The organism is Pseudomonas sp. GG8, from assembly GCF_052976945.1.
The window spans coordinates 571,745-584,581 of sequence record NZ_JBRIIP010000001.1; the positions used below are offsets into that span (position 1 = coordinate 571,745).

The 12,837-nt window shown below is 58.0% G+C and carries 12 protein-coding genes; 4 read left to right on the top strand and 8 right to left on the bottom strand.

What is annotated here, in order from left to right; translation table 11 throughout:
- The first annotated feature begins 84 nt into the window (after positions 1-84).
- The 3 genes from metE to ACVBEG_RS02760 all read left to right on the top strand — a co-directional run bounded on the left by metE (position 85) and on the right by ACVBEG_RS02760 (position 4,241).
- Complete coding sequence (gene metE / locus ACVBEG_RS02750) at positions 85-2,397, top strand: 5-methyltetrahydropteroyltriglutamate--homocysteine S-methyltransferase (RefSeq protein WP_447107325.1); 2,313 nt, start codon at positions 85-87, stop codon at positions 2,395-2,397.
- A 122-nt stretch (positions 2,398-2,519) separates the two neighbouring features.
- Positions 2,520-3,512: an alpha/beta fold hydrolase gene (locus ACVBEG_RS02755; RefSeq protein WP_322181478.1), complete on the top strand. Its 993-nt coding sequence runs from the start codon at positions 2,520-2,522 to the stop codon at positions 3,510-3,512.
- A gap of 72 nt (positions 3,513-3,584) precedes the next feature.
- Positions 3,585-4,241 (top strand): DsbA family oxidoreductase, encoded by a 657-nt coding sequence (locus ACVBEG_RS02760; RefSeq protein ID WP_323565661.1) that lies wholly within the window; start codon positions 3,585-3,587, stop codon positions 4,239-4,241.
- 5 nt (positions 4,242-4,246) lie between these two features.
- Here the strand turns inward: ACVBEG_RS02760 and ACVBEG_RS02765 are convergent, their stop codons facing one another.
- The 5 genes from ACVBEG_RS02765 to ACVBEG_RS02785 form a co-directional block, all read right to left on the bottom strand.
- Positions 4,247-5,644: a sigma-54-dependent transcriptional regulator gene (locus tag ACVBEG_RS02765; RefSeq protein ID WP_322181474.1), complete on the bottom strand. Its 1,398-nt coding sequence runs from the start codon at positions 5,642-5,644 to the stop codon at positions 4,247-4,249.
- Positions 5,641-7,392 (bottom strand): ATP-binding protein, encoded by a 1,752-nt coding sequence (locus ACVBEG_RS02770; protein ID WP_322181472.1) that lies wholly within the window; start codon positions 7,390-7,392, stop codon positions 5,641-5,643. Before ACVBEG_RS02770 ends, ACVBEG_RS02765 begins: the two co-directional genes overlap by 4 nt.
- 165 nt (positions 7,393-7,557) lie before the next feature.
- On the bottom strand, positions 7,558-8,433 hold the full coding sequence (locus ACVBEG_RS02775) for an alpha/beta hydrolase (protein ID WP_322181470.1): 876 nt from the start codon (positions 8,431-8,433) through the stop codon (positions 7,558-7,560).
- Positions 8,430-9,824 carry an aspartate aminotransferase family protein gene (locus tag ACVBEG_RS02780; RefSeq protein ID WP_322181467.1) on the bottom strand — a complete coding sequence of 465 codons (1,395 nt, stop codon included), beginning with the start codon at positions 9,822-9,824 and terminating at the stop codon, positions 8,430-8,432. The genes ACVBEG_RS02775 and ACVBEG_RS02780 overlap by 4 nt, the downstream gene beginning before the upstream one ends.
- A complete protein-coding gene (locus ACVBEG_RS02785; protein ID WP_322181465.1) occupies positions 9,817-10,515 on the bottom strand; it encodes an MtnX-like HAD-IB family phosphatase in 699 nt (232 codons plus the stop codon). The genes ACVBEG_RS02780 and ACVBEG_RS02785 overlap by 8 nt, the downstream gene beginning before the upstream one ends.
- Positions 10,516-10,763: 248 nt before the next feature.
- On the opposite strand from ACVBEG_RS02785, the gene ACVBEG_RS02790 reads away from it, so the two are divergent.
- Complete coding sequence (locus ACVBEG_RS02790) at positions 10,764-11,549, top strand: MipA/OmpV family protein (RefSeq protein ID WP_322181463.1); 786 nt, start codon at positions 10,764-10,766, stop codon at positions 11,547-11,549.
- 28 nt (positions 11,550-11,577) lie between these two features.
- Here the strand turns inward: ACVBEG_RS02790 and ACVBEG_RS02795 are convergent, their stop codons facing one another.
- The 3 genes from ACVBEG_RS02795 to ACVBEG_RS02805 all read right to left on the bottom strand — a co-directional run bounded on the left by ACVBEG_RS02795 (position 11,578) and on the right by ACVBEG_RS02805 (position 12,803).
- The gene (locus tag ACVBEG_RS02795; protein WP_322181460.1) at positions 11,578-11,976 is read right to left on the bottom strand and encodes an EamA family transporter; all 399 of its coding nucleotides are present in this window, start codon (positions 11,974-11,976) and stop codon (positions 11,578-11,580) included.
- 7 nt (positions 11,977-11,983) lie between these two features.
- Entirely contained in the window at positions 11,984-12,358 is a 375-nt protein-coding gene (locus tag ACVBEG_RS02800) for a transporter (protein WP_322181458.1), read from the bottom strand.
- 115 nt (positions 12,359-12,473) lie between these two features.
- Positions 12,474-12,803, bottom strand: a complete 330-nt coding sequence (locus tag ACVBEG_RS02805; protein ID WP_219062347.1) for a GlpM family protein — start codon at positions 12,801-12,803, stop codon at positions 12,474-12,476.
- Positions 12,804-12,837: the final 34 nt, after the last annotated feature.

Here is a 12,837-nt window from a genome sequence, read left to right on the forward strand (position 1 = left end):
GTGATCAACACGAATACAATGAGTTTGTCTCATGTTGGTCGAGCTGTCGACAATAGCGCCATCTTTTATTGGGAGGACGTTGTCATGGCCTTGGCCCACACGCTTGGATTTCCGCGCATCGGCGCAGACCGTGAATTGAAAAAAGCGCTGGAAGCGTACTGGAAAGGCGACCTTGATCAAGCGGGCCTGCGTGCAGTCGGTCGTGAGTTGCGTGCTACCCACTGGCGTTTGCAGAAAGACGCCGGGATTGACCTGCTGCCAGTCGGCGACTTTGCCTGGTACGACCAGGTGCTGGCGCATTCGCTGACTTTCGGCGTGATCCCTGAACGCTTCGCTGGCGCCAAAGGCGATGCTGGCTTGCCAACCCTCGATACGTTGTTCGCCATGGCTCGTGGCGCCAGCGATCATTGCTGCGGCGATAGCCACGGCAAGGCGCAATACGCTCAAGAGTTGACCAAGTGGTTCGATACCAACTACCACTATCTCGTCCCTGAATTCACTGAGGACCAGCGTTTCCAGCTGAGCTGGGAGCAGTTGTTCGAGGAGGTCGACGAAGCCCGGGCGCTGGGTTATGCAGTCAAACCGGTATTGATCGGCCCTTTGACGTACTTGTGGCTGGGTAAAGCCAAGGGCGACAGCTTCGACAAACTTGATTTGCTGGAACGCCTGCTGCCGTTGTACGGCGAAATTCTCGGACGTCTGGCGGCGCAGGGCGTTGAATGGGTGCAGATCGATGAACCGATCCTGACCCTCGACCTGCCACAAGACTGGAAAAACGCGTTCGAGCGGGCATATCACAGCCTGCAATACTCGCCGCTGAAAAAACTGGTCGCCACTTATTTCGGTGGCCTTGAAGACAACCTTGGGTTGGCAGTGGCGCTTCCAGTAGCGGGTTTGCACATCGATCTGGTGCGTGCGCCGGAACAACTGGCGGCAGTGCTTGACCGTCTGCCGACCTATAAAGTGCTGTCGTTGGGCGTGGTCAACGGGCGTAACGTCTGGCGCTGCGACCTGGACAACGCACTGGAGCAACTGCAACACGCGCACGTCCGCTTTGGCGACAATCTGTGGGTCTCTGCTTCGTCCTCGCTGTTGCACAGCCCGGTGAGTCTCGACCGCGAAGACACGCTGGATGCCGAACTGAAAAGCTGGCTGGCCTTTGCCGTGCAGAAGTGCGAAGAAATCGCGGTGCTCAGCGCGGCCTTGAACGATCCGCAGGCTACGACAGTGCAGGCCGCTTTGGTTGAGAGTCGCGCTATACAGCTCAGCCGCCAGCAATCACCTCGTATTCACAAACCCCACGTCGAGGCACGTCTGGCGGCGATCACTACGGCTGACAGTCGGCGCCAGTCAGTTTTTGACGAGCGCATTGAGCAGCAACGTGCGCGGCTGAATCTGCCGCTGTTTCCGACGACTACCATTGGCTCGTTCCCACAGACCGCGTCCATTCGTCTGGCGCGTCAGGCGTTCAAACAGGGCACCTTGTCGGCCACTGATTACACCGAAGCCATGCACTGTGAAATTCGCCATGCGGTGGAGACTCAGGAGCGCTTGGGGCTGGATGTACTGGTGCATGGCGAGGCTGAGCGTAACGACATGGTCGAGTACTTCGCCGAGCAATTGGACGGGTATGCGTTTAGCCGGTTTGGCTGGGTCCAGAGCTACGGTTCGCGCTGCGTGAAGCCAGCGGTGATATTCGGTGACGTGAGCCGTCCGCAGGCGATGACCGTTGAATGGACGCGCTACGCGCAGAGCGTGACCGGCAAGGTCATGAAGGGCATGCTCACAGGCCCGGTGACCATGCTGATGTGGTCGTTCCCGCGTGAAGATGTTTCACGCAAGATTCAGGCGCAACAGCTGGCGCTGGCGATCCGTGACGAAGTGCTGGATCTGGAGCAGGCGGGAATCAAAATCGTGCAAATCGACGAAGCAGCCTTCCGCGAAGGATTGCCGCTACGCCGTGCACAGTGGCAGGAATATCTGGAGTGGGCGGTGGAGGCTTTTCGCCTGTGCGCGTCTGGCGTGCGTGATGAAACCCAGATCCACACCCACATGTGTTACAGCGAATTTAACGACGTGATCGAATCAATTGCTGCCATGGACGCCGACGTAATTACCATTGAAACGTCACGCTCGGACATGGAGTTGCTGGAGGCCTTCAACGCATTCGACTACCCGAATGACATCGGGCCGGGGGTCTATGACATTCATTCGCCGCGCGTGCCGGAGACCGCCGAGATGGTCAAACTGATGACCAAGGCGGTCAGGCACATCCCTGCTGAACGGTTGTGGGTCAATCCGGATTGCGGCCTGAAAACCCGCGGCTGGGTCGAGACAGAAGCCGCGTTGGCGAACATGGTGGCGGCGGCACGGCAACTGCGGTGCGAATGGGTTTGATCGCAGGCTGAACCCCGACCACCGGGCAGCATTCATCAAATTGTCATGAAACTGTGGCAGCGCGCTTTGAAAAACATCATCAAACTTCGCACCTACTGGGGATTTGCGGCTTGGTGTTTTTCATGCGGGTGTTAATTTTCTGGATCGCACTGTTGTGCGGCCTGCCGTCTTTTGCGGCTTCTCGATGCGATGTCAACGTCCCCACGCAAGTGGCCGACCTCAAAGAGGTGCACCTGGCGTATCAGAGCATCGGGCGTAACTCCGATCCGGCCCTGGTTTTGGTGATGGGGCTGGGAGGCCAGTTGATTCACTGGCCGGACGAGGTGGTGGTCGCGCTCTGTCAGCAAGGCTTTCGGGTCATCCGTTACGACAACCGCGACGTGGGTTTGTCCACCTGGACACAGGCGCCAGCCAGTCCCAACCTCACCTATGAAGTCCTGCGCTACAAGCTTGGCTTACCGGTTTCTGCACCGTATAGCCTGACAGATATGGCCGACGACGCCCTGGGCTTGATGGATTCGCTGCATGTTCGGCAATTCCATGTGCTGGGCGCGAGTATGGGCGGGATGATCGCTCAGCACCTGGCGGACATTGCGCCTGATCGCGTAGAAAGCCTGACCCTGATCATGACCAGTTCCGGCGCGCAGGGGTTGCCTGCACCGAGCCCGGCGTTGCTGCAACTGCTGGCCAGACGCAGTGCGCCGAGTCGCGAGGTGGCCATAGAACAACAGGCCGACTTGCTTGCCGCACTGGGCAGCCCTCAGGTGTTGGATGATCGCAAGAAGCTGTTGCAGCAGGCGGCAACTTCTTATGACCGCGCCTTCAATCCTGATGGCGTAAAGCGCCAGATTCTGGCGATTCTGGCCGAGTCCAGCCGTGTCGAACTGCTCGACCGTTTGCGCCTACCAACGCTGGTGGTGCACGGCACCGCCGATCCGTTGTTGCCGGTGATGCACGGCATCCATGTCGCTGCGCATATCCAGGGCAGTCAGTTGCGCTTGATTCCGGGGCTGGCTCATCGCTTTCAGGAAGCGTTCAAGGCGCCGCTCCTGGCGGCGGTTCTGCCGTATCTGAAAGCACATCAACACGACGGCAGTCACGTCGCGCAGTTGTAGCTCAGGTGAAAAGGACGCCGACGAAGGTGTAAGGTGCGAGCTTTCCCACTGCAATACGTGAGCGAGGGTTCCATGAGCACACCCCTGAAAATCGATTTCGTTTCTGATGTGTCCTGCCCTTGGTGTGTGATCGGCCTGCGCGCTTTGACCCAGGCGCTGGAAGGGCTGGGTGATGAGGTCAAGGCCGAGATCCATTTCCAGCCGTTCGAGCTCAACCCGAACATGCCCGCTGAAGGTCAGGACATCAACGAGCATATCTTCGAGAAATACGGTTCGACGCCCGAACAGTCCCGGCAGAATCGCGAAGTGATTCGCCAGCGCGGTGCCGAGCTGGGGTTTACCTTCTCACAGGGTGACCGACGCATCTACAACACCTTCGACGCCCACCGCCTGTTGCATTGGGCTGAACTGGAAGGCAAGCAGCAAGCGTTGAAAGAGGCCTTGTTTGCAGCGTACTTCACGGATCATGCCAACCCTTCGGATCATAACGTGCTGGCAGCCGTGGCTGAACGGGTGGGCCTGGACCGCCAGCGTGCCGAAGCAATTCTGGCTTCAGGCGAATATGCCGCCGAGGTCCGTGAGTTGGAACAGCTGTGGGTGTCGCGTGGGGTCAGTTCAGTGCCGACCATCGTCTTCAACGACCGCTATGCTGTGTCTGGCGGGCAACCGGTGGAAGCGTTCACCGACGCCATTCGTCAGATCATTGCGGAGGCTGCCGAGCCGCAATAACGCGTCTACCGGACAATCTTATCCACGTGGATGGCCAGTTTTTTCAGGCGATACCATAGGCTGCGCTCGGAGACCCCGATCAAGTGTGCGGCAGCGGCCTGGACGCCGTGGGTTTCATGCAGGGCGGCGAGGATGTAGGCTTTTTCCACTTCGGCGAGGGCCGCATCCAGATCTTTCGGGATATTTGCCCCTTCGCTGACTAGATTGATGACGCTGCTGTCTAGCGGGCGCGAGCCGAACAGGTAGGCCGGTAGGTCGCTTTCTTCAATGATGTGGCTGGAGGCGACGATGGTGGCGCGCTCTACACAGTTTTGTAGCTCGCGAATATTGCCCGGCCAAGGGTAATTGGTCATCGCCAGCATGGCTTCCGGGCTGAAACCGGTGATGCGTTTGCCTGCTGCGGCGCCCAGGGTGTGGGCAAAATGCATGGCCAGTGGTGCGATGTCGTCGGCCCGCTCGCGCAGGGGGGGCAGGGGGATCGGGAACACATTCAGGCGGTAGTAAAGGTCCTCACGGAACTCCTTTTTCGCCACGGCGTCGAGCAGGTCTTTGTTGGTCGCGGCAATCACCCGCACATCAACTTTGCGCTCACGTGAATCACCCACGGGCTCGATCACCCGTTCCTGTAAGGCACGCAGGATTTTCGCCTGCAGTGCCAGCGGCATGTCGCCGACTTCATCAAGAAATAGTGTGCCTTTGTCGGCCTGCATGAACCGTCCGACGCGATCAGCCACTGCGCCAGTGAAGGCGCCCTTGCGATGGCCGAACATTTCGCTCTCAAGCAAGCCTTCAGGGATTGCCGCGCAGTTGACCGCAATAAAGGGCTGGTCCGCGCGGTTGCCGTGTTTGTGGATCGCCCGTGCGACCATTTCTTTGCCGGTCCCGCTTTCGCCGGTCAGCAAGATGGTGGCGTTGCTTTCTCGCACCGAATCCACTGCCTGCAGCACCCGCTGAAAGGCCGGACTCTCGCCCACCAGGCTGTCGATCTGCTGATGCTGATCGAGTTCGGCGCGCAGACGTGCGTTGTCACGCAGGATGTCGCGAAATTGCAGGGCCTTGTTGACCGTGATGTCGAGTTCATCGATATCAAAGGGCTTGCTGATGTAGTCATACGCGCCGTTGCGCATCGACTGCACGGCATTTTTCACCGTGCTGTAAGCGGTCATGACGATCACCGGCAGCAGCGGGAAACGGAGTTTTATTTCAGCCAGCAATTGCGGGCCATCCATGCCTGGCATGCGCCAGTCAGTGATCACCAGATCGATCTCTTCGCGTTCGAGCACCGCCAAGGCATGCAGGCCGTTGCCGGCAGTGAACACCTGGATATCATTCTGGCTCAGGGCCGAAGCCAGCAGTTCGCAGAGCTTGGGCTCATCATCAACCACCAGCACGTTATGGCTCATGACCACTCTCCATCATAGGCTGGGATATACAGATTGAAGGTCGCCCCGACCCCCACCTGGCTGACGCATTCTACCCGGCCATCGTGGTTTTCCATGATCGAGAAGACCTTCGCCAGGCCCAATCCTGTGCCGGATGCCTTGGTCGTGACAAATGGGCTGAAGATACGTTCGATCATGTCCGGTTCAATACCGTGGCCTGTGTCGGAAATACTGATGACCGTAGTGTCTTCAACGATAGCAATACCGATCGTCAAGCGACCGCCCGAGGGCATCGCGTCGATCGCATTGAGGACCAGGTTCAGACAGGCCTGGGTCAGTTGCCGGGCGTCGGCATAAATCATGGCATTGGCATCGTGCTCGACGATCACCGCTTCGATATTATGGGTCGATAGTTCCGGCGCACAAAACCCCAGCAAGTCATCCAGCAGAGGCCTGGCCCGTTGCGTGGAGCGGATCGGCGCACTGGGTTTGGCGAAGTCGAGGAACTCGGTGATCAGGTCGTTGATCCGGGTGACCTCTGAAATCACATACTCCAGGTGGCGCTTGTCGGTTTCCGGCAGCTGCGCACGGCGGTGCAGCAATTGGGTGGCCGTTTTGATGATGCCCAGCGGGTTGCGGATCTCGTGGGCCAACCCCATCGCCACTTCGCCCAAGGTATGCAGACGGTCACGGCGGCGCAGTTGTGCTTCCAGATGCTGAAGCTCTTTGAGGCGTTCGGTCATGTCGTTGAAGGTCACGCTGAGTTCAGCCAATTCGTCAGTGCCGATGACCTCGACGCGCTGACGGTAATCGCCAGCGGTCACAGCCCTTACGCCTTCGGACAAACCGCGCAGTGGCTTGGTCAGTCGTTGTGAAATCAACCAACCGACGCTCAGCGACAGGGCCGAGCCCAACAGCAGGATCAGCATGAATAAATTGGTCTGATTGACCAGTCCGACCAGAGAGGTATGCCGTAGCAGGCCGCTGAAAATGATGCCTTGAAGCTCCCCGGTGTCATTGAAAATCGGCGTGTAAAGACCGGCATAGCTGGTGGTGAACTGCTCGCTGGGCTCTTTAGTCTCGCGCAATGTCTGTTCGATTTCGGGTGGCACGATCGCCGGGTGGTTCATAAAGCGCTGTGTTGAAAAAATCTCGCTGAAGCCGCCCGTGTCTTTCATGTACAGCCGCAGGTCGAGGGAGTGCACATCAGCCACGCTGGTAAGGAAGCTGTTGTCCAGATAGGTCCCGACCAGTAACTCATAATCGACGTCATCCTGAGTCGACTGATAGGTCGAAACAACGACGCCCGTGAACACGCTGCCGTTATGGATGGTTTGCATTACAGCGTTGGGCGCGATACTGATCTGCTCGATGATATTGTCGGCAACGGTGGAGAAAACCACTTTGTGGTCACTGCTGCGGATCAGCGCGACAACTTCGATGCCCATCGCATTAGCGAGGTCGGTGGTCAATTTGTTGTGCCGGGCGGCAGAGGGGGCCGACGGGCGGGTATTTTGCAGGAACAACTGAGAGACCCTGTTGTTAACCCGCAGGATTTCGCTGATCTCGTCCTGGACGATCCGGGTCGATTCCTGCAACCAAACACTGACGTTACTTTCAAAAATCTGCGACACGGTGGTCGCCGCCAATTCGGCGGCGATCATTGTCGGAATGACGCTGACCAGCCAGAACGCGAGGACCAGTTTGCGCTGTACGGTCCAGTGCGAAAGGGTAAACGTTTTTCGGGTGCGGCTTTTTTCTTCGCTCATCAACGCTCGCTTATTGCAGCAGCCGTGCCAGGGTCGAATCGCTCCTGTGTACAGCGAGTTTGCCCCGTTTCAATACAGTGCTCCAGCGCCCCGGGAAAACAATTATTGCAGGCGGCGCTGCTTGCCCAAAGACGGAAGAAGGCAGGTGGGGTGAGCATGTTGAGCTCAGGCCAGTTGCCGATGATCATTCAGAGGAACAGCCTGGAGGGACGGTTGCTCGGTCAGGCTGTCGATAAAGTCTGCGCTCAGCGTGATCACCTTACGGTACTGCAGGTCGACGGTAATCATGTGATAGCAGTTGTCGAGCAGTACTTTAGTGACCTTGCCGCCAAGGTGCTTCTCGACATAATCAGCATTCCAGCGGCTGGTGATGTCGTCTTCGATGGAGTGCAACACTAACGCAGGCGTGGTGACCGAAGGCATTTCTCGTTTCACGACGGCAACCAATCGATGCAGTTCGCGAACATTGACACCTGACATGGTCAGTAATCCGGCATTGCTGCTTTCGCCGGCTTTCATCTGGCGTTCGACGATAGCCCGCAAGCGCTTGTCTTTGATGCCGTAAGGCGATGTTTCGTTGAAACGGCACAGGTGCACGCCGAATGGAATGGCCATCAGTAGCGGTGTCAGTACCGCAGCTTTTGGCATGTTCCAGCCGTCGTAGCGCAAGGTCGTCGAATACAGCAGCAGGCCGGCGATTTGCCCCGGATGCTCGGCAGCCATGTGCATGGACATCACGGCGCCCATCGACAGCCCGCCGACGAACACCTGCGCGTGGCGTTGGCGGATGCCGACAAAGGCCTTGCGCGCGCTCTCGTACCAGTCTTTCCAACCTGTGGCTTGCAGGTCGGCGTTGTCGCCGCAGTGCCCGGCAAGCGTGGGTACGTACACGGTGTACCCACGCTTGGCCAAGCCTTGGGCAACCCGACGTAACTCCGTCGGGGTGCCGGTCAGGCCGTGGATCAACAACACCGCGACCGGACCACTGCCGAGAACGAAACTGGCGTTACCTTCGCCCATATCGATCTCTGGCAGGTTCACCGCTTCATGGCTCTATGCAGCAGGCGGTCGAGCAGGGCAATGCCCAGATCGATTTCTGCGTAGCTGATTTCCAGCGACGGAGCCAAGGTGATGACGTTCTTGTAGTAGCCGCCCACATCGAGGATCAGGCCTAAGCGCTTGCCGTCGATTTCGATGTCGCCCTTCATGCCTTCGTCAACCATGAAGTCGAGTGTGGCCTTGTCCGGGGTGAAGCCATCCGGGCCGCAGATTTCTGCGCGCAGTGCCAAGCCCAAGCCGTCGACGTCGCCGATGATCGGGTAGCGTTTTTGCAGGTCTTGCAGGCCAGCCAGGAAGTACTTGCCCTTTTCCATGACCATCGCGCCGTAGTCGACTTCGGAGGTCATTTTGAACATTTCCAGACCTACCGCAGTACCCAGTGGGTTGGAGGCGAAGGTGGAGTGAGTCGAACCTGGCGGGAAGATTTTTGGGTTGATCAGTTCTTCGCGAGCCCAGATACCGCCCAATGGGTTGAGGCCGTTGGTCAGCGCTTTGCCGAACACGATTACATCAGGTTTGACGTCGAAGTGCTCAATGGACCACAGCTTGCCGGTGCGGAAGAAACCCATCTGGATTTCGTCGACCACCATCAGGATGCCGTGCTGATCCAGCACTTGCTTCAGTTCTTTGTAGAAGTTCATCGGCGGGATAACGTAGCCGCCAGTGCCCTGAATCGGCTCGACGTAGAATGCCGCGTATTCACACTGGTTGGTTTTCGGGTCCCAGACACCGTTGTATTCAGTCTCGAACAGGCGGGCGAACTGCTGTACGCAGTAGCTGCCATATTCTTCTTTGGTCATGCCTTTCGGACCACGGAAGTGGTAAGGGAAAGGAATGAACTGCGCTCGCTCGCCAAAATGGCCGTAGCGGCGACGATAGCGATAGCTGGAAGTGATTGACGAAGCGCCCAGGGTACGGCCGTGATAACCGCCTTCGAAAGCGAACATCAAGCTTTTGCCGTTGCTGGCGTTACGGACCACTTTCAAGGAGTCTTCGATGGACTGCGAACCGCCGACGTTGAAGTGAACGCGACCGTCAAGACCGAACTTGTTCTTGGCGTCTACGGCGATCATTTCTGACAGCTCGATTTTGCCACGGTGCAGGTATTGGCTGGCAATCTGCGGCATGGAGTCGATCTGTTGCTTGAGTGCGTTATTCAAGCGTGGGTTGGCGTAACCGAAGTTGACCGCCGAGTACCACATTTGCAGGTCGAGGTAAGCCTGGTCACTGGTGTCGTAGACGTACGAACCTTCACAGCGATTGAAAATGCGCGGCGGGTCGATGTAGTGAACGGTGTCGCCAAAGGAGCAATACTTAGCTTCTTTCTCCAGAAGAATCTGGTCTTCAGGGGTTGCGATACGAATTTCAGACATGGTGGAAGAGTTCCTGCTGTTCAAGAGGGAGGCTGATTGCGCGGGCCGGTTCGCTGTGAGGCAAGCGGGCGAGCAAAGCGGGTAAGTCGGCGAACGAGTCGAAGCGGGCATACGGAATGCCAGTGCGTTCGCAATGTTCGGCCAGGCGATCTTTGGCGAAAACGAAGTCGGCGGTCCCGGCCACGCACATGTCGGATTGACCGTCACCGATCACCAGGATGCGTTTGCCTTTGGGGGCGGACTTGCATTTGCAGTTGCCGGAGGCTGCGCGGCAGGCATCGCTGGAATGCGGGAACTCGATGCGCCAGCTGTCCTGATCGACCTGGCGCAGGCGATTGGCAATGATTGGCAGCAGCGGGCACTCATGCCGCGAAAGAACGCGGGCGATGCCTTGTTCGATGCCGTCGCTGACGATGTCCAGCGTCGCGCCGCGACTCAGGATAAGTTCGACGAAGTCAGGAAATGCCGGGTCTATATCGACGGTGTCGAAATAGCCGAGGAGCTGGGATGGTGAGGCTTTCACCAGCGCGAGCTGCCGACCCAGGCATTCTCGCGAGCCGATCTTGCCAGAGAGCCATTCGTCTTCGATGGCCTCCCAGCTAGGGTCGGCGAAACGCTCGAGGATGTTATCCACAGCGTCGGTCCGGGTGACGGTCCCATCGAAATCACACACGATATGCCAGTGCATCATCTGCAGGTGCCTATTTGATAAGGTCGATCAGGTAAGTAGAGAGCGCGCTTTGCGCTTGCAGTGGGGTACAGCATGGACTGTGCCAATATGCGCAAATCCCTCTATCAGTGGTTTTTGGCAGCCGCCGCCGAGCACAGCAGACCAGCAAGCTACAATTTTTGTAGGTTGCTACAAACAACATAAGTGCTTGCATTGGGGGGGTGTTTAGGCATTGATGCGCGCATGTTTTTCTGTTTGAGTTAGTTTTTATGCCTACTTTCGGGCTAAATCGCTGTTTTTTACTCACAAGTTTTGCGTGTATTTTCGGTTTCAGCTCGCCTGGACAGGCTGAGCCAATCGTTGGCGATCTTGGTATGGCTCTTAGCTATGGACCTCATGATCCCAGCGGGAGCAGTTACGAAGTCCGGCCTTTGCCCTATATGGACCTGACCTGGGGTGACCTCGGTCTCAGTTCGGACGATGGCTTGTCCTGGAAGGCGCTGAAGGGGGGTGGCTGGAGCGCCGGGCCGTTCCTTAACTATGTTCCGGGCCGGAATGCCAATGGCTTATTGCGCGGCTTGCGTGATGTATCGGACATGGGCGAGGCCGGTGGTTTCGTGCAATACAGCCCTGATGATTTCTGGCGTGTATATGCCCAAATGGGGCATGCGCTGGGTGGTAGCGATGGTCAGGGCGGGGTGCTGGGCCGGATAGGTGGTGAGCTGGGTTATCCACTGGGGTTGGGCATTATTGGCGATACGTCGGTGACGGCGAATTATGCGGATGGCCGGCAAGCCCAAACTTTTTACGGCGTGAGTGCACAGGAGGCCCAGGCCTCGGGCATTCGTCAATACGACGCCAGCGGCGGCCTGCAGAACGTTACCCTGACCCAGAGCGCGCAGTTCCCCCTTGGCCGAGGCTGGCTACTGCTGACCAGCGCCAGCTGGACTCATCTGGTCGGTTCAGCTGCGGACAGTTCAATCGTCAAACAACGAGGCAACGATAACCAGGGCGAGGTCAGTATCGCCGTGGCTTATCATTTCAACGGCCTCTAGAGTCGTCGGTTAGAAGCGGGCACGACCCTTACGTGGCCGCTGGTTGTTGCCCTTCCGCCAGCAGCACAATCCCGCCAATGATCACGCACACACCCAGCCAGTGCATCGGGCTGATGGTTTCGCCCAAGCCGAGCCATGAGCCGAGCAGTACTACCACGAACACCAGTGAGCTCAAGGGAAAGGCCAGCGACAGGTTGCTGCGGCGCAGGATCAGCATCCAGCTGAGGAACGAGCCGATATAGCAGACAATTGCGACCATGACCGCCAGATTGCTCACCGCAGCCAGTAGCCAGCTCACACCGAACGGAATGGAGGCCAGTCCGTCTCCGCCCACTTTCAGTGATATTTGCGCGCCGCTTTCAAAGGCGATCAATAGTGCCCAGAGGCCAATGCTTGCGCCACGCCCTTCAATCCAACTCTTTGTCATAGAGGCCTCAAATGCCCGTTGCGCAAACCAGCATGACGCCGGTAGTGATGACGAAAGTGCCGAGCCAGCGCCGTCGACTGACGGTTTCGCCCAACACCAGGCGTCCACCCAGCACCACGCCGCAATAGCTCAGGCTGATCGCCGGAAACACCAGGCTCAGCGGTGCCAGTGACAGTACCTCCAGCCAGGCAACGAAAAGAACGGAATAACAGGCGACCCCACACCATAGCAGGGGCGCACCGGCGATTTGTCGCCAGAAATTGCGCAAACGAAAGCCGCCCACGTGCTCGGGCAGCCGATCCAGGCCGAGCTTGAAAGCGAGTTGGCCAATTACATCGAGCACGATGCATAGCGCGATCAGCAGGATCACGGTTGGGGTCAAGGGAGCAGCTCCTGCCAGTTGGCCGAGGGGAAGTGGGTCGGATGAATGCAAGGGATGGGCCAGTGCAGGAATGCGCCGGCCTGGGTACAGGCTGTGTGCGAATGTGTCGACGCGCTTACCCGTGAAACCGAATCCAGAATGTCACCAGCAAGGTTGCCGCGACCAGCCAGGCCAGTGCCGCAAGGGCAAGGGATACTTCCAGACGCCAGCGGTCGACCATCAGGTACAGCGCTGCCAGGTAGATGAAGTAGGGAATGATCGACCACATGCCGAACAGGATGGTGGTCTTCAAATCGTCCAGTGAGCGACCCTTACCGACGATGTAGTGGGCGATCAGGGCGAAGGTCGGGAACAGCGGCACCAGGCCGGCGATGTAGTAATTTTTGGTTTTTGCCAGCGCGGCCAGAATCACCACCACAGCAGCGCCCAGCAGGGCTTTGAAAATCAGGTCCACGATGGCCTCTTAATTCAGATGGCAA